This window comes from Limnohabitans sp. 2KL-3 (genome assembly GCF_001269405.1).
Taxonomy (GTDB): Bacteria; Pseudomonadota; Gammaproteobacteria; order Burkholderiales; family Burkholderiaceae_C; genus Limnohabitans_A.
In genome coordinates, this window is the sequence record NZ_CXON01000004.1 from 227359 (window position 1) to 244795 (window position 17437).

General features: G+C 59.4%; 15 protein-coding genes. 8 read left to right on the forward strand and 7 right to left on the reverse strand.

The genetic code is table 11. The features are described from left to right. The first annotated feature begins 6 nt into the window (after nt 1-6). The 4 genes from AMM41_RS08130 (at nt 7) to manD (ending at nt 5953) form a co-directional block, all read left to right on the forward strand. Nucleotides 7-1533: a UxaA family hydrolase gene (locus AMM41_RS08130; RefSeq protein ID WP_089955987.1), complete on the forward strand. Its 1527-nt coding sequence runs from the start codon at nt 7-9 to the stop codon at nt 1531-1533. 180 nt (nt 1534-1713) lie between these two features. Then, nucleotides 1714-2766, forward strand: coding sequence for a malate/lactate/ureidoglycolate dehydrogenase (locus AMM41_RS08135; RefSeq protein ID WP_089955991.1), 1053 nt, complete (start codon nt 1714-1716; stop codon nt 2764-2766). A 4-nt stretch (nt 2767-2770) separates the two neighbouring features. After that, the gene (locus tag AMM41_RS08140) at nt 2771-4231 is read left to right on the forward strand and encodes a mannitol dehydrogenase family protein (RefSeq protein ID WP_228769162.1); all 1461 of its coding nucleotides are present in this window, start codon (nt 2771-2773) and stop codon (nt 4229-4231) included. Between the two features lie 501 nt (nt 4232-4732). Beyond that, the gene (gene manD / locus AMM41_RS08145) at nt 4733-5953 is read left to right on the forward strand and encodes a D-mannonate dehydratase ManD (RefSeq protein WP_089955996.1); all 1221 of its coding nucleotides are present in this window, start codon (nt 4733-4735) and stop codon (nt 5951-5953) included. Between the two features lie 149 nt (nt 5954-6102). Here manD and AMM41_RS08150 read toward each other — a convergent pair whose 3' ends face one another. The 3 genes from AMM41_RS08150 to AMM41_RS08165 form a co-directional block, all read right to left on the reverse strand. Next, a complete protein-coding gene (locus AMM41_RS08150; RefSeq protein ID WP_089956000.1) occupies nt 6103-6585 on the reverse strand; it encodes a GreA/GreB family elongation factor in 483 nt (160 codons plus the stop codon). A 514-nt stretch (nt 6586-7099) separates the two neighbouring features. Then, nucleotides 7100-8143: a HupE/UreJ family protein gene (locus tag AMM41_RS08160; protein ID WP_228769163.1), complete on the reverse strand. Its 1044-nt coding sequence runs from the start codon at nt 8141-8143 to the stop codon at nt 7100-7102. A gap of 59 nt (nt 8144-8202) precedes the next feature. Then, nucleotides 8203-9144: a YHYH protein gene (locus tag AMM41_RS08165; protein WP_228769164.1), complete on the reverse strand. Its 942-nt coding sequence runs from the start codon at nt 9142-9144 to the stop codon at nt 8203-8205. 334 nt (nt 9145-9478) lie between these two features. Here AMM41_RS08165 and AMM41_RS08170 point away from each other — a divergent pair, with 334 nt between their 5' ends. The 3 genes from AMM41_RS08170 (at nt 9479) to AMM41_RS08185 (ending at nt 13067) form a co-directional block, all read left to right on the forward strand. Beyond that, entirely contained in the window at nt 9479-10891 is a 1413-nt protein-coding gene (locus AMM41_RS08170) for an ATP-binding protein (RefSeq protein WP_194944667.1), read from the forward strand. After that, the gene (locus AMM41_RS08175; RefSeq protein WP_089956015.1) at nt 10888-11574 is read left to right on the forward strand and encodes a response regulator; all 687 of its coding nucleotides are present in this window, start codon (nt 10888-10890) and stop codon (nt 11572-11574) included. The genes AMM41_RS08170 and AMM41_RS08175 overlap by 4 nt, the downstream gene beginning before the upstream one ends. A gap of 221 nt (nt 11575-11795) precedes the next feature. Beyond that, nucleotides 11796-13067: a D-alanyl-D-alanine carboxypeptidase family protein gene (locus AMM41_RS08185; protein WP_089956022.1), complete on the forward strand. Its 1272-nt coding sequence runs from the start codon at nt 11796-11798 to the stop codon at nt 13065-13067. Nucleotides 13068-13108: 41 nt separating this feature from the next. On the opposite strand, the gene slmA is transcribed toward AMM41_RS08185, so the two are convergent. From slmA to rfbB, 4 genes are all read right to left on the reverse strand, one after another. Continuing rightward, nucleotides 13109-13732 (reverse strand): nucleoid occlusion factor SlmA, encoded by a 624-nt coding sequence (gene slmA, locus AMM41_RS08190; protein WP_089956025.1) that lies wholly within the window; start codon nt 13730-13732, stop codon nt 13109-13111. A gap of 49 nt (nt 13733-13781) precedes the next feature. Then, complete coding sequence (gene argB, locus AMM41_RS08195; RefSeq protein WP_089956029.1) at nt 13782-14681, reverse strand: acetylglutamate kinase; 900 nt, start codon at nt 14679-14681, stop codon at nt 13782-13784. Nucleotides 14682-14747: 66 nt separating this feature from the next. After that, on the reverse strand, nt 14748-15644 hold the full coding sequence (rfbD, locus tag AMM41_RS08200; protein ID WP_089956033.1) for a dTDP-4-dehydrorhamnose reductase: 897 nt from the start codon (nt 15642-15644) through the stop codon (nt 14748-14750). After that, the gene (gene rfbB / locus AMM41_RS08205) at nt 15641-16705 is read right to left on the reverse strand and encodes a dTDP-glucose 4,6-dehydratase (protein ID WP_089956036.1); all 1065 of its coding nucleotides are present in this window, start codon (nt 16703-16705) and stop codon (nt 15641-15643) included. The genes rfbD and rfbB overlap by 4 nt, the downstream gene beginning before the upstream one ends. Before the next feature lie 176 nt (nt 16706-16881). Between rfbB and AMM41_RS08210 the strand changes: the two genes are divergently transcribed. Beyond that, nucleotides 16882-17421 carry a phasin family protein gene (locus AMM41_RS08210; protein WP_089956040.1) on the forward strand — a complete coding sequence of 180 codons (540 nt, stop codon included), beginning with the start codon at nt 16882-16884 and terminating at the stop codon, nt 17419-17421. Nucleotides 17422-17437: the final 16 nt, after the last annotated feature.

Below are 17437 nucleotides of genomic sequence, written 5' to 3' on the forward strand. Positions count from 1 at the left end.
CATTTCATGAGCAGTTTCATCCGTTTGCATCCAGCCGATGACGTGGTCATCGCTCGCAGCCAACTCATGAGCGGCAGCGCCGTCGAGGGCGTGCCCGTGCGCGGCCTGATCCCGCCGGGCCACAAGGTGGCCACCCGCGCCATCGCCGTGGGCGAACCGGTACGCCGCTACAACCAGATCATTGGCTTTGCGCACCAAGCCATTGCGCCGGGCGAGCATGTGCACACGCACAACCTGAACATGGGTGCCGAAAAAGGCAACTTCGAGCGTGACTACGCCATTGGCCAAGATGTGAAGCCCGAGCCGGTGCGCCAACAAGCGAGCTTCATGGGCTACAAGCGCAGCGACGGCCGCGTGGCCACACGCAACTACATCGGCGTGCTGTCGAGCGTGAACTGCTCGGCCACCGCCGCACGCGCGATTGCCGACCACTTTTCCAAACGCAACAACCCGGCTGCACTGGCCGATTTTCCAAATGTCGATGGCGTGGTCGCCTTGACGCACGGCACCGGCTGCGGCATGGACACCGAAGGGCTGGGCATCCAGTTGCTCGAGCGCACGCTGGCCGGTTACGCGACACACGCCAACTTCTGGGGCGTGGTGGTGGTGGGCCTGGGCTGCGAGGCCAATCAGCTCAGCACCTGGCTGGCGCACAGCAGCCTGCGCGTGGGCGACACGCTCAAGGTCTTCAACATCCAGGACTCGGGCGGCACGCGCCTCACGGTCGAAAAAGGCATTGCCTTGATCGAAGAAATGCTACCCCGCGCCAACGCCATCACCCGCGAGCCTTGCAGCGCCGAGCACATCACGGTGGGCTTGCAGTGCGGCGGCTCGGACGGTTATTCGGGCATCAGCGCCAACCCCGCCCTGGGCGCGGCGGTGGACTTGCTGGTGCAGCACGGCGGCACCGCGATCCTCAGCGAAACGCCCGAGATTTATGGCGCAGAGCATTTGCTCACGCGCCGTGCTGTGAAGCCCGAAGTGGCACACAAACTGATCGAGCGCATCCGCTGGTGGGAAAACTACACCGCCATCAACGGTGGCGAAATGAACAACAACCCCTCGCCCGGCAACAAGGCCGGTGGCCTGACCACCATTCTGGAGAAGTCTTTGGGTGCGGTGGCCAAGGGCGGCACCAGCAACCTGCAAGCGGTGTACGAATACGCCGAGCCCGTCACCGCCAAAGGCTTTGTTTACATGGACACGCCCGGCTACGACCCCGTCAGCGCCACGGGCCAGGTGGCGGGTGGCGCCAACCTGATTTGCTTCACCACCGGGCGCGGCAGCGCTTATGGCTGCGCCCCTTCGCCCAGCCTCAAGTTCTCGACCAACACCGCCCTTTGGAAAAAGCAGGAAGAAGACATGGACCTGAACTGCGGCGAGATCGTAGACGGCGGCGTGAGCATCGCCGACATGGGCCAGCGCATCTTCGAGATGATCCTCGCCGCCGCCTCGGGCGAGCCCACCAAGAGCGAACGACACGGCTACGGGCAAAACGAGTTTGTGCCCTGGCAAGTGGGCGCGGTGATGTAAGCCCTGTCGTGATTCGCGTTTGGACATCGGGCAGACAGGCGGGCTGCTGTAGGTCGGCACCTTCAGGTCCGACGTTTGTCCGCCTCGCCAAAGGCCTCATGTCGGGGCTAAAGCCACCGACCTACTCAAACCATCGGTGCAAACCGTTCTGATGATTTTTTGACAGACGACAAGACCTCTATGAGCCACACCATTTCCGCCGCAGAACTGCGCGCCAAAGTCGCCCGCATCATTGAACAAGCGGGCAGCGCCCCCGCCGAGGCCGCCCAGGTGGCCGACAACCTGGTCATGGCCAACTTGAGTGGTCACGATTCACACGGCGTGGGCATGGTGCCGCGCTATGTGGACGCGGTGCTCGAAGGCGGCCTGTCGCCCAACACGGGCGTTAAAGTGCTGCTCGACACCGGCCCCTTGCTCAACCTGGACGGCCAGCGCGGCTACGGCCAGATCACCGGCGTGCAGGCCATGCAGATGGGCATTGAACGCGCCAAGCAACACGGCGTGTGCACCGTGGCGCTGAGCCGCTCGCACCACTTGGGCCGCATTGGCCACTTTGCCGAAATGGCTGTGGCGCAAGGCCTCGTGTCGGTGCATTTTGTGAACGTGCTCTCACGCCCCGTGGTCGCGCCCTTTGGCGGGGGCGACGGCCGCTTTGGCACCAACCCCTGCTGCATTGGCGTGCCCATGGGCGACCGGCCCCCGTTTGTGCTGGACTTTGCCACCAGCCGTGTGGCGCAAGGCAAGATGCGCGTGGCGCACAACAAGGGCGAACAGGTCCCACCCGGTTATTTGATCGACGAACACGGCCATCCCACCACCGACCCGGGCGTGGTGGTGGTGCCGCAATCCAACGGTTTGTTTGGCGCACTCATGACCTTTGGTGACCACAAAGGCTTTGGCATGGCCATGGCCTGCGAACTGCTGGGTGGTGCGCTGACCGGCGGCGGGACATGGCACCGCGAGGCGGATAACCAACGCGCCGTGCTCAACAGCATGCTGACCATGCTCATCGACCCTGTGCGCCTGGGCACACAAGCCATGTTCGAGCAAGAAGCCCTGGCCTTTGCCGACTGGCTGCGCCAAAGCCCCGATGCCCCCGGCAGCGATGGCGTCAAGCTCGCAGGTGAGCCCGAACGCACGGCACGCGCCGACCGCGAACAAAACGGCATCTGGATCGACGACGCGACCTGGGCAGAGATTGAGGCGTCTGAACAGAAACTCCAACAGCGTTGAGCGCATGGCCGCTGGCCCTGCGCTCAAGGTCTACACACCTCACACCATGATCCTGTCTGCTGCCACACTCCGCGCCCTGCCCGAGTCCGTGCACACCCCCACCTATGGCCGCACGGCCCACGCCCCTGGCGTGGTGCACTTGGGTCTGGGCGCTTTTCACCGCGCCCACCAGGCCATGGTGTTTGACCAACTGCTGGCCAGTGGCGACACACGCTGGGGCATTCACGGTGTGGGCATGACACGTCCTGACTTGGTGAAACAACTGCGTGCGCAAGATGGCTTGTACGCCGTGCGTGTGGCCGATGGGCAAGGCGTCAGGTGGCAAGTGCCCGGCGCACTTTGGCGCATGAATGTGGCCGCCACCGAGCGCGATGCGGTGGTGCAAGCCATCGCCGCACCCACCACCCGCTGGGTCACGCTCACCGTGACAGAAAAAGGCTACACCCCCGCTTTAGGCCAGCTGCTGCTGGAAGGCTTGCGCCTGCGCCAGCAAAAGGGCTTGCCCGGCGTCACCGTCGCTTCGTGCGACAACCTGCAAGGCAATGGCCACAAGCTACAAGCCTTGGTCAAGGCCGAGATTCCAGCCAAAGACATGACAACGCAAGACGCCGAGCTGCTGCGCTGGCTGGACGCGCAATGCGCTTTCCCGTGCAGCATGGTCGACCGCATCGTGCCTGCCGCCACCCCCGAGGTGATGGCCGCCGCGCAAGAGGCGCTGGGCTTGCAAGACCACTGCGCCCTGAGCACCGAAGGTTTTTGGGAATGGGTGATCGAAGACCGCTTTGCCGACCCTGCCGACGCGGCCCTGCTGCAAAGCGCCGGTGTGCGCGTGACGGGCGATGTGCACAGCTACGAAGAGGCCAAGCTGCGTATGCTCAACGGCAGCCACACGGCCATGGCGCTCATGGGGGCCATCACCGGCAGACCCTTCATTGCCAGCTGCATTGGCGTGCCGCACATCCGAGAATTTGTGCACCAACTGATGGGCCACGAAGTCTCACCGCACCTGAGTCGCACCGACTGGGCAGATTACCGCGACGCGCTGATTGAGCGTTTTGGCAACCCGTACTTGAAGCACAGCGTTCACCAGATCGCCACCGACAGCTCGCAAAAAATTCCGCAGCGCTGGCCGCCCTCGGTGCTCGGGCAAATCGCGCAAGGCGCTTCGTTTGAACACCACGCCCTGGCCGCAGCCGTGTTCGTGCGCTACACGCTGGCTGTGGACGAGCAAGGCCAAGCCTATGCCCTGAACGATCCGCAAGCCCAGAGCCTGATGGCCCTGGGCGCTGCCCAGCGCACCGAGCCTGAAGCCTGCGTGCGCGCACTGCTGGCCCGTGAAGACCTGTGGGGCAGCGCCCTGCCCCAACACGCCGCATGGATCGCCCGCGTCACGCACTGGCACCAGCAAGTGCTGCTGCACGGTGTGGACGCCGCAGTCCAGCAACTGTTGACCACAACACCATGACAAAAGCCGCCACGGCTTCCTGTAGGTCGGCACCTTCAGCTCCGACGTTTACCCGTTTGCCAAGGACTCATGTCGGGGCTAAAGCCACCGACCTACAAAACGAACCGCCCCGTAGGTCGGCAGCTTCAGCTCCGACGTTTACCCGTTTGCCAAGGACTCATGTCGGGGCTAAAGCCGCCGACCTACAAAACGAGCCGCCCCGTAGGTCGGCACCTTCAGGTCCGACGTTTACCCGTTTGCCAAGGACTCATGTCGGGGCTAAAGCCGCCGACCTACAAAACGAGCCGTCCCGTAGGTCGGCAGCTTCAGCTCCGACGTTTACCCGTTTGCCAAGGACTCATGTCGGGGCTAAAGCCGCTGACCTACAAAACGAGCCGCCCCGTAGGTCGGCAGCTTCAGCTCCGACATGACCGGTTGACCACAGGTCCTTGCCGAGGCGAAAACCGTCGACAACACCTATTGCCAACGCCTGAACTTGCGCCCACCGAACAAATCTGAACCATGAAAATCACCGCCGCCCGCGTCATCGTCTGCAGCCCCGGCCGCAACTTCGTCACCCTCAAAATTGAAACCGACCAGGGCGTGTACGGCGTGGGCGACGCCACACTCAACGGCCGCGAATTGGCGGTGGTTAGCTATCTGGAAGACCACCTCATCCCTTGCCTGATCGGGCGCGACCCGCAGCAGATCGAAGACATCTGGCAATACCTCTACAAAGGCGCGTACTGGCGGCGCGGCCCAGTGACCATGAGCGCCATTGCCGCCGTGGACACCGCGCTGTGGGACATCAAGGCCAAGATGGCGAACATGCCGCTGTACCAGCTGCTGGGCGGGCGCAGCCGCACCGGGGTGATGGTCTACGGCCACGCCAATGGCCGCGACACGGCCGAGACGGTGGACGAAGTCTTGCGCCACAAAGAAGAAGGCTACTTGGCCATCCGCGCCCAAAGCGGCGTGCCGGGCCTGAACAAGGTCTATGGCGTGAGTGGCCACCATGGTGCCAGCCGCATGTACGAACCCGCAGACGGCAACCTGCCCAGCGAACACGACTGGAGCACCGAGAAGTATTTGCGCCACACCCCCGGCCTGTTTGAAGCCGTGCGCGAAGCCGTGGGCCCCGACATCCATTTGCTGCACGACGTGCACCACCGCCTGACGCCCATTGAGGCGGGCCAACTGGGCAAAGCGCTGGAGCCCATGCGCCTGTTCTGGATGGAAGACCCGACCCCGGCCGAGAACCAGGACGCCTTTCAGTGGATACGCCACCACACCACCACGCCGATTGCGGTGGGCGAGATTTTCAACAGCATCTGGGACTGCAAAACCCTGATCGAAAAACAGCTGATCGACTACATCCGAACCACCGTGGTCCACGCGGGCGGTATCACGCACCTGCGCCGCATCGCCGACTTGGCGAGCCTCTACCAAGTGCGCACCGGCTGCCACGGCGCAACCGACTTGTCACCCGTATGCATGGGCGCAGCCCTGCACTTTGACACCTGGGTGCCCAACTTCGGTGTGCAAGAGTTCATGCCCCACAGCGAAGAAATGCTGTCGGTCTTTCCGCACGACTACCGTTTCGAGCGCGGCATGATGCACTGCGGCGAGTCACCCGGCCACGGGTCGGACATCGACGAAAAGCTGGCGGCCAAGTACCCCTACCAAAGGGCTTATTTGCCTGTGAACCGGCTGCAGCATGACGGGACGCTGTGGAGTTGGTGAGTTGAGCTGAACGTGGATGGGCTGGTTTGCAGCGGGAGCGGACATTGGCGTTGGTCCGCAGGGGGGCAAATATCGGCCAACAGTAGTCACTTGGCTTTGGTGCCAGGCCCTGGGCCAGTATGCCAATTTGGCTTGGGCTTGCTTGCTGATTAATTGACCCGCAGCACCTCAAATTGCTGTCGAATTGAAGCAACCTGTATCCACACCTCATCACCCTCGTATTTACCCAGCATGGCCCTACCCAAAGGGGCTTCGCTGCTGATGACCTGAATGAGCTGTGCGCCGCTGACCAACTTCATGCTGCCCCCATCCGGCCCGAGAAAGAGCAGTTGCTGCTTGTCGGCGGAATCGACTAAGAAGACCAGCGCGCCGAGCTGTATACCTTTGCTGGCGTCATAGGGGCGCGGGCGGAATTGGCGCCAATTGGCAATCGCCTGGCGAATGTCTTCAGCGCGCCGAGCCTGGCCGGTGGCAAGGTAGGCGGCTTCGAGTCCAAGTGTGTCGTATTTGTTTTCGGCAATGTTTTCTTCGTGAGTCGCCGCTTCATGGGCCGCACGCACGGCCTGTTCTGCTTGCAGAAGGTCCTCGGCGAGCCGGTCCAGCACCTGCTGCTGGAGCAAGAATTTATCCATGATGAAAGGTCGGCACATCGCCAAGAGAGGGGCAGGTTTTGATTATGAGGCACTCCACCAGCCTTCGACGCTTGTGTTGGCTGCAGCTTAACTTCCGCTATGCGCACTGTCCTCTCGCTCATTTCCGTGCATCGAACGGTAGGAACCGGCCGACCGCCGCAGGCCATGATCAATGACTGCTTGGCTGCGCCCTCTGCGCCCCCAGCGCCTTGGGCACAGGCGGGTCCGCTTTTGGCTTCTTCCATGCTGCGGTGCGTGGCTTGGGCGCTGCGCTTTAGGGTTCAGGCGTGTTGGATGACGCCATATTTCCTCAAATCCTTTTCACAGAACAACAATGTCGCGATAAAAGTATGGCGACACTTTGTCGATATCAATGTCATCATTCCACCTTTCGCGACAAGAGCGCACTTGGCCAATGCCCTTTTGATGCAGGCTCTCCAAGCTGTGGAGGATGTCATCATCCAATATCCCGAGGGTGTCGCGATTGATCAATGTGTGTGGCGTGACTGGTTGCTCAGTCACCCAAAACTCTTTGAAAAAACCAGAAGGTGCCCACAGCCATCGAAAGATACGAGGCCAAACGGGTGGTTTGGGTCAGGACAACCGGTCCACTCAATTGCCGAATAAGCCACATCACCAGCGCAGCGCTGAAAGCAACGACCAACTGTCCCAGTTCAATGCCCACGTTAAAGCCAAGCAAGCTCATGGCCTTGCCCATCCCGCCCACACCCAGGTCGGTCAAAGCACCGGCCAGACCCAATCCATGAATCAAGGCGCAGACAAAAACCAATGTCAAACGCACAGCAACCGCACCCGTCAAACTGCGATGAGCTGACCAGCGGTCAAACACGGCCATGCCCACGATGGTGGCGGCAATGGCGGGCTCAACCCAAGCGCCGGGCACGTCCAAGCCATACACAGCACAGGCCACCAGCGTCACCGCGTGACCTGCCGTGAAACAGGTGAGCACCAGCACCACTTGGCGCAAGCTCCATGCTGCTGCCAGCACCACCAGCAAAAACAACAAATGATCGGCACCCGAAAGCACATGCCAAGCCCCCTGCTGCACTTGCTGCGCCAAGCTGGCCCAGGCCGAGGGCAAGACAGCCCCCTGTGGATGCTCGGGTGTCAATGTCATGAGCTGAGATTGCGCCCCCCGCGTGACGGCGATGTGCTCCGTTTGCTCATCGGCATTTGTGCCAAACAAGCGCAATCCAAGCTGGAGGTCAGTGGCCAGCGCTGGTATCGCAAATCGTCCCAGCACCACCAAGTGGGTGGATGGTGCAAAGGGGGTGCTGTCAGGCGGTGCCGTGTTGAGCAGGATGCCTTCCAGCACACTGCGCCCTTGGTCACTGTCCAATGTAACGCCCCGCTTGATTTGCGACTCAATGCTCGCGCCATGGGCTCGCAGTTCCTGGATGGAAAGCAGGCCATCTTGGTCGTCATCAAATCCTGTCAATGAGGACACGGGCAGTGACAGCACCATGTATGCACCATCCCCCACAATGTTCAAGGTCCCCCGTTGCGACACCACCCAATGCGCATGGGCTGTCGACATGGCAAAGACTGCCAGCAGGCATGTCAAAACCGATGCCCGCAACCATGAGTTCATGCTCGTCACAGCTTGCCTTTGACGCAGCGTTGCAGGTGAGGGAAGGTATCGGTGGCGTAGTAGTGGTAAATGCCCTTGGGAAATTCAGGTGTGACGCCGGTCCGACCATTGCATTCGTCCAGATCGCCCAAACCGGCCACGTATTCATAGTCTTGCGTGAAGGTGCCCATGGCATAGGTTGAGGTGTTGGCAGGGCGATTGACATCAGGCGTCGCTTTGGTGCGGTAGCTGGATGTGACCGTCTTGACCGCAGAGCTGGCGTCGCTTGCGACTGTATAGCCATAGCGTGCGTAGATTGGAAAACCATCCGCAGCCCAACCAATCAGGGTCATGGCCTTGTTTCCCTTGCTCAGTTTGGTCAGCAAGCCCTCTGGAACACCGTGGTAGTGGTACATCCCGTTGGGCTGAACGTGCGCGTTGCTGCTGTCGGTTCCCCATTTAAAGAATGTCTGACCCAAAGCCTCCAGACTCCATGCGCCCAAAGGCTGGCCGCCTTGTTGGCAATTGCCAGCGTCACTGCAAGTGCCCGCTGTGCCCGGGTCAAAGGTGATGCCATTCAAAGCCACGCCAGGCTTGTCCTTGGCACCGACACGCGGCGTGACGACCGCTGTCGCGACAGGTGTCACGGTGACAGAGGCGGCGATGGATTGTGCAGAAATGGGGTTGGGGTTGTCGTTGTTGGGGAATGTGCCCACATCGTGGTCTGGCAGGCCGTTGGCGGTCAGCGAACGCAATGCGCTGCTGCAGGACCAAGTTGCCGTGGCGGTGGCATTGACCGACGCCGAGCCATTGAACGCACTGGTGGCGTAGTCGCAGAGCACGCCAGCCGTGCTGGTGGCGGTCGTGCTGGTATCCGTGGTCGCTGCAGTTGTTGTTGCCGTGGCATCGTCACCGCCGCCGCAGGCCGTCAATCCCGCCCCTGTCAGAACGGTGGCAACGAGCAGCAAAAAGCGTACTTGGCATAAGCTGGCGAAAGGAGTTTTTAATGCATTCATGATCACTGATGTGTTTGTATTGATTGAGGTCATGGCCACAGCAGTGTCAAAGGCACCGCTGCATCAGGGTGGGCAACAAGGTGGTCGTTTGTGTTGTTGTCTTCGATCCAATCACGCTCTTAGTTTCAACAAACACCTGTGCTGTCGCGACTGAATTATGGAAAAACACCGTGGTGAAAATATGGGCAAAACCTCACAATCTCCTCACAATTTCGGAGTCCAATAGCAGGCCATGCGAATTCGACTCGTACATACTCAGGCACTTCTGCTCCTTTGTGCTGTTTTAATGGCTGTGCTGGCCATGGGCGCACTCAGCGCTTGGAATTTGCGCAACGGTTTTTCAGACTATCTGGCCACCAGGGATACAGAACGACTGGAGCAATTTGCACAACTTGTTTCAGAAAATGTGCAGCGTGCGGGAGGCATTGCACCACTCGAAGCCACAGGCGTGGGCTTGCAAGAACTTTTTCAAGAATTTGGCAGAGGTCAAGGACTGCCCCCAATCAGGGTGTTGCGCGATGCGCTTCCATCCCCTGAAGATCGAGGATTATTCAGCAGAACACCACCACCAAGGCCCATCGACAGCATTGACGCCTTCAAAGACCGGGTCGCCATTTATGGCCTGGACGGTCGTCCAAGATTTGGCCGTGGCCTGCCGAAAAATGTTCAAGAAACGGTTGAGCGACCGGTGCACCTGGACCATGAATTGGTGGGTGTCGTGCGGATGATGAAACTCAAATCTGTACCGTCTGAAGTTGAGGTTCGATTTCTGAAAACACAGTACCAAAGCATCGTGGCCGTCGCTTGCGTTTTGCTCTTGCTGGCACTGATTGGCGCATTCTGGATTTCTGCGCATTGGGTTCGCCCATTGATCGCTGTGCAAACTGCGACCGAAAAAATTGCACAAGGTGACTTTGACACCCGATTGGACGTCACGCGCAGCGATGAAATTGGTGATGCCATGCGCAACATCAATCAAATGGCTGAGGGTTTAAAACAACTCGAGGGTGCAAGGCGGCAGTGGATTGCAGACATGTCCCACGAACTGCGCACGCCGCTGACGGTGTTGCGCGGCGAGATTGACGCGCTCATCGACGGCATTTTCCCACTGACCCCTAAAGCCATGTTGTCCTTGCGCGAAGAAGTCTTGCAACTCAATGCCCTGGTCGATGACCTGCATTTATTGGCCATGTCCGATCTCAAGGCGCTGCCTTGCTATTTTGAAGATGTAGATGCTGCACTTCTACTTGAGGGCATTGTTCAAAAATTTTCTTTGCGGGCAGCTCAGTTGGGCCTCAAGCTGACCCTCAGCCTTGAAGACAAGACCCCCGTGATCGTTCGCTGGGATGCCAGACGCTTGGAGCAACTCGTGGGCAATTTACTGGACAACAGCCTGCGCTATACCGATTCCCCGGGAGAAGTGCAGGTGAGGCTTGACATGTGCAATGAGAACAAGGTGGTCATTCAGGTGCAAGATTCTGCGCCCGGTGTGTCAGAGAGTGACTTGCTGCGCATCTTCGAGCCCTTGTATCGGGCCGATGTGGCAAGGGGACGCTCAACCGGAGGCAGCGGACTTGGACTTGCGATTTGCGAGCAGATTGCCAAAGCACATCAGGGTGTGATTCGCGCTGAGGCTTCGGTATTGGGCGGTGTCTTGTTTCAGCTTGAATTGCCGCACCTTGGAGACTCCGCCATATGATTGAAACCAAGCCGCAACGTGTGCTTGTTGTTGAAGACGACCGAAAAATCTCCAACTTACTGCAAAACTATCTGCGTGCCAGCGGCTATGAGACTGAAGCTGAGTACGAGGGTTGCAACGCTTTGGCTCACATCAAGCGGCAAGTACCTGACGCTGTGATTCTGGACTGGATGCTGCCTGGGCTGGACGGTATCAATGTATGCAAGGCGGTTCGTGCATTCAGCGATGTTCCTATCCTGATGTTGACCGCACGCATCGATGAGGCAGATCGCCTAATGGGTCTCGATATCGGTGCAGATGATTATGTTTGCAAACCCTTTGCCCCCCGTGAAGTCATCGCCCGTATTCGCGCCCTGTTGCGCCGAGCAAATGGAAAAGTCAAAAGTTCAACCAAATCATGGGAGATACATGAGGCAAGCTTTCGCATCAGCTGGCGTGGTCAATGGCTGCCGTTGACACGCATCGAGTTCATGATGTTTCGGCTGCTCCTGAGTCGCCCCAATCAGGTCTATTCGCGTGACCAGTTGCTAGCGGCTGTCCATGACAGCCAGCGCGACATCAGTGACCGCGCCATCGACACCCACATCAAAAACATTCGCAAAAAGGTGCATGCCGTTGATCATGATCAGGATTGCATCGTCTCTGTTTATGGCGTTGGCTACCGATTTAACAGCACAGACTGAAGACAATCCAAGCCAATCTCATGACGGGTCAATCAGCGGCGATCCAGACCCTTTGCACGATCGACCTGTCGCCGGTCTGCCCAAGGCCCTTGTCACCATGAAAAATCCAGTCCTTTTTGACACATTGTGTTCTGCTGCACAGAACCCTGGAGTTGCGTGCGTCCAACATGGCAAAAGACGGCCAGGAATCCGCGACAATCGGCGCTCTTTCGATGAACACCATGAACACTAAGAACTACACCGTCCTCTCCGTCGCCGTGGCCATTGCCGTGGGTGCTTTGCTTCCCAGCTCTGGCGTTTTCGCAGCACCATCCCACAAAGCCAAAACCAGCGCCGCCAAATCTGCCGCAGCCAAGCCCTCGGCTTCAAAAAAGGCGGCGGCGGCCAATGCCTTGCCCCCGTTGGCAGCGCAAGTGGCCTTGGCCCCCAACGCCCCCGCATTGCAGTCCAAAGCTTGGTTGTTGATGGACTTTGACTCGGGTGAAGTACTGGCCTCGGCCAATGCGGATGAAGCCCTGCCGCCAGCCTCGCTGACCAAGATGATGACCAGCTACATCGTCGAGCAAGCGCTGCGTTCAGGCAAGCTCAAGCCCACCGACCTGGTCACCGTCAGCGAAAACGCCTGGTGCCGGGGCACCAGCGCCGAGTCATGCATGTACCTGCCTTTGAACAGCCAGGCCACGGTGATCGACCTCCTGCGCGGCATCATCATCCAGTCGGGCAACGATGCCTCCAAAGCGATTGCCGAGCACATGGCCAGCTCCGAAGCGGGCTTTGCCAAACTGATGAACGCCGAAGCCCAGCGCTTGGGAATGACACACACCCACTTTGTGAACCCCACAGGTCTGCCCGATCCGACGCACAAATCATCGGCGCGAGATTTGGCCATTCTGGCGCGGGCCATCATCCGAGATGGTGCCGAGTACTACCCCCTCTACGCCGAGCGCGATTTCAAATACAACGGCATCAAGCAAGGCAACCGCAACGCCCTGCTCTATACCGACCCCACCGTGGACGGTCTGAAAACCGGCCACACCGCCGAGGCCGGTTACTGCTTGGTCACATCGTCCAAGCGCAACGACACACGCCTGATTTCGGTCATCCTCAACACACACAGCCCCCAGGCCCGGGCCGATCAAACCCGCACGCTGCTGGGCTGGGGTTTTGGCAGTTTCGAAAAGGTGACCCCGTTTGCGACGAATGCGGTGGTCGCCACGGCCAAGGTCAGCTTTGGCAAAGCCGACAAAGTGGACGCGGGTTTGGGCACGCCTTGGTTGTTGACCGTACCGCGCGGCACAAAAGTGCAAACCGTGGTGGAACTCAAGCCAGACCTGAAAGCCCCCTTGGCCAAGGGAGCGGTGATCGGCAAGGTGGTGGCCTCCGCCAATGGCAAGCCAGTGGGCGAAGCCCCATTGGTGGCGCAAACCGAAGTGGAACAATCCACCTGGCTGTTGCGTGCATGGCAACATGTGGGCCAGTGGTTCGGAAAATAAATCACAGCACAAGCAGCGCAGGGCAGCGCCCCTGCTTGTGGCTAGAGCACCCGTGCCAGCGCCGCCTGCAAATGCTCTGATGGCAAGCGTTTGAAGCCCGAGCGGGCGAAGCGCTGCAAGCGCCCTTGCATGAAAGCCACCAGCAAAGAGGCGGTGACTTGTGCGTCGGCCGTGGGGGTGGCCGATTCGATGCCTTTGAGCGACTGACGCAACTGCGCCTCGATCTTGTCAAACAGCAAATTGATGCGCTCTTGCAAGCGTTCGTGCTCCAACACCAGCGCATCGCCAATCATCACCCGGCTCATGCCCGGGTTTTTCTCGGCAAATTGCAGCAACAGGGCCACGATGCGACCAGCCTGCTGAGTCCCTGCAGGCTCACGGTCGGTCACTTGTCGGATGAGGCCAATGACGGACTGGTCCACAAAATCAATCAGTCCTTCGAACATCTGCGCTTTGCTGGCAAAGTGCCGGTACAAAGCCGCTTCGCTCACACCAATTTTGGCGGCCAGGCCAGCGGTGGTCACGCGCTCTGTGCCTGGTTGCTCCAGCATGGCGGCCAGGGTTTGCAAAATTTGCAATCGCCGCTCGCCCGGGCGTGGTCGTTTGCGCACGGGTGATGCTTCCTCGTCAGAGTAGCGCTCACTTGGTTTTTCTTGGTCTGTCATCTCTCCCCCTTTTTTAATTCAACTCACCCCACGACCATCCCCCAAAAGCTCAACGGCTGCGAATCATGGTGCCAAAGGCCTGCTCGGACAGCACTTCCAACAGCATGGCATGGGGCACGCGACCATCGATGATGTGCACCGCATTCACCCCACTTTTGGCCGCATCCAGTGCGCCCGCAATTTTGGGGATCATGCCGCCGCTGATGGTGCCATCGGCGCACAACTCGTCAATGCGGTTGGGCGTCAGCTCGGTCAGCAACTGGCCTTGTTTGTCAAGCACACCACGGATATTGGTGAGCATGAGCAGCTTTTCAGCTTGCAAGACCGTGGCCAGCTTGGCAGCCACCACGTCGGCGTTGATGTTGTAACTTTCGTTGTTGGCACCAAAGCCGATGGGGCTGACCACCGGGATGAAGGCGTCGTCTTGCAGGCAAGTCAGGATCGAGGGGTCAATGCTTTCGATCTCGCCGACCTGGCCCACATCGTGTTCTTTGCTCGGGTCTTGGCTGTCCACCAGACGCAGTTTTTTGGCCCGAATCAAGCCGCCATCACGCCCCGTCAAGCCCACGGCTTTGCCGCCTGCGCGGTTGATCATGCCCACAATGTCTTGCTGAACTTCGCCGCCCAGCACCCACTCGACCACTTCCATGGTCTCAGCATCGGTCACACGCATGCCTTGGATGAATTCGCCGGTTTTGCCCAAACGCTTCAAGGCCGTTTCAATTTGCGGGCCACCGCCGTGCACCACCACCGGGTTCATGCCCACCAACTTGAGCAGCACCACGTCTTCGGCAAAAGCTTGCTGCAGGGCGGGGTCGGTCATGGCGTTACCGCCGTATTTGATGACCAAGGTCTTGCCATGGAACTTGCGGATATAGGGCATGGCCTGCGCCAGGATCTGGGCCTGGTCGTGGGGAGCAACGGTGTTGGCGGCAGTCGATTCGGTCATGGTAAGCCTTGAGGGTTGATCAAATGGGCAAAATTTGGGGGAATTGTGCCCCAAGCCTGTCGCGCTTCAGAGGATCTCGGTCAGCAGCCGATCGACCCCTTGCTGCCAAGGCGGCAACACCAAACCAAAGGTCTGCTGCAGCTTGCGCGTGCTGAGCCTCGAATTGAGTGGGCGCTGAGCAGGTGTCACAAACGCTGAAGTGGGCACCGCCACGATCTCCTTGACCTTCAAATCCAGCTCAGGCTTCATGCCACGGGCTTGGGCCACCACATGACTGGCGTAGCCGTGCCATGTGGTTTCACCGCTGGCCACCAGATGGTAAATGCCGGCCAGGGACTCATGGGGTGCCGCCAAGACCTGCCGAATGGCATGGGCCGTGACATCGGCGATCAAATCGGCGCCTGTGGGTGCGCCATGCTGGTCATCGATGACCGTCAGGCGCTCACGCTCACCGGCCAAACGCAGCATGGTGCGGGCAAAATTGCCCCCGCGTGCGCCGTACACCCAACTGGTGCGAAAAATCAGGTGCTTGGCGCAGCGCTGCGCAATGGCCTGCTCGCCTTCCAGTTTGGTTTGTCCATAGACGCTGAGCGGGCCCGTGGCATCGTCTTCTTGCCAAGCCTGGCCACCTTGCCCATTGAACACATAGTCGGTCGAATAATGCACCAGCCAAGCGCCCGTATCGGCGGCCGCCTGCGCCAGCGCGGCCGGTGCCGTGGCATTGAGGCAACGTGCCAAAGGGGTTTCGGACTCGGCTTTGTCTACCGCCGTGTGCGCGCCCGCGTTCACGATCACATCGGGTCGGTAAGCCAACACGGTTTGCGCCAAACGCTCGGGTTGACTGAGGTCACCACAAAAATCACGGCTGTGCCTGTCCAGCGCCAACACCTCGCCCAGCGGGGCCAAGCTGCGTTGCAACTCCCAACCCACTTGGCCGTTTTTGCCCAAAAGCAGAACTCTCATGAGGCGCTGTACTGTTTTTGCACCCACTCGCGGTAGGCCCCACTTTGCACATTGCTCACCCATTCAGGGTGGGCAAGGTACCACTGCACTGTTTTGCGAATGCCGGTTTCAAAGGTCTCGGCAGGCTTCCAGCCCAATTCGGCTTCAAGTTTGCGGGCGTCAATCGCGTATCGGCGGTCGTGACCTGGCCGATCGGTCACATAACTGATCTGGCTGGCATAGCTGCTGCCATCGGCTTTGGGGCGCATCTCGTCGAGCAGCTGGCAAATGGTTTTCACAATGTCGATGTTGGGTTTTTCGTTCCACCCCCCCACGTTGTAGGTTTCGCCCAAACGACCCGCCTCCAAAACCCGGCGAATGGCGCTGCAATGGTCTTTGACATACAGCCAATCCCGAATTTGCATGCCGTCACCATAGACAGGCAAGGGTTTGCCAGCCAAGGCGTTCACGATCATCAAGGGGATGAGTTTTTCAGGAAAATGGTAAGGCCCATAGTTGTTGCTGCAGTTGGTGGTCACCACCGGCAAGCCATAGGTGTGGTGCCAGGCCCGCACCAAATGGTCAGATGCCGCTTTGCTCGCGCTGTAAGGGCTGTTGGGTTCGTAGCGATGGTTTTCGGTAAAGGCCGGGTCCGCGTGCCCCAAAGACCCATAGACCTCATCGGTCGAGACATGCAAAAAGCGAAAAGCCTGCTGATCGGCTTGTGGCAACGCGCTCCAATAACCCCGCACCGATTCGAGCAAATTGAAGGTGCCCACGATGTTGGTATGGATGAAATCACCGGGCCCATGAATGGAGCGGTCCACATGGCTTTCAGCGGCAAAGTTGACCACCGCCCGTGGCCGATGCTCGGCCAACAACTGCCGCACCAAATCGACGTCACCAATATCACCTTGCACCAACTGGTGTCGGGCATCGCCTTGCAAACTGGCCAATGTTTCAGGGTTGCCTGCGTAAGTGAGTTTGTCGAGGTTGACAACAGGCTCTGGGCTCTGGGCGAGCCAGTCCAGCACAAAATTGGCACCGATGAATCCGGCACCGCCGGTAACAAGTAAGGTCATGGTCGTATCGAGATGTGAGTCATTGCAATGGCCGCACACCCCAAAGAACGGAAGTCATGCGCTACAAAGCCTTGATTTTAGAACCATTGAACGCAGACCCAGGTCATCAGGCTCTGAACATTCATGCGTACTTTTTGTGTGCAGGTTAAAGTGTTTGCTTCTGCAGGAAATACGCCATGGTCAAATCGTTCGATACCTCCAAAAATCCGGCCTCTTCACCCCTCACCGACACCCCAACCCCACCTGCCCAGCACATCTGGCTGGCAGGCCTGGGGGCCATGGCCAAAGCCCAAGAACAAGGCACCAAAGCGATTGAGGCCCTGGTCAACGATGGGCTGGCCTTTCAGCGCAAGAGCCAAGCCGAGGCACAACAACGTCTGCACGAAGCCACCGAGCGGCTGACCCACATGGCCAGTGATTTGGGGCAGCAAAGCGTTGTGCGCGTCGACCGTCTGGAACACTTGTTTGAAGAACGCGTGGCCAAAGCGCTGCACCGACTGGGCATGCCCACCATGGGCGACATGCAGCTGCTGCAGGCCCGTGTAGACCAATTGCAAGAACAGCTGAACCAAATTTTGCAGGCCAACGGCACCGATGCGCCCAAAAGCAAAGCTGCACCGGCGAAAAAACAAGCCGCCAAGTCAGGCTTGACTGCGAGTGCCAAAACCAAACCGCAGCGTGCCCCTGTCAAATCTTCGCGCCGCGCTGCGGACTAACCCCCATCAGGGCGCG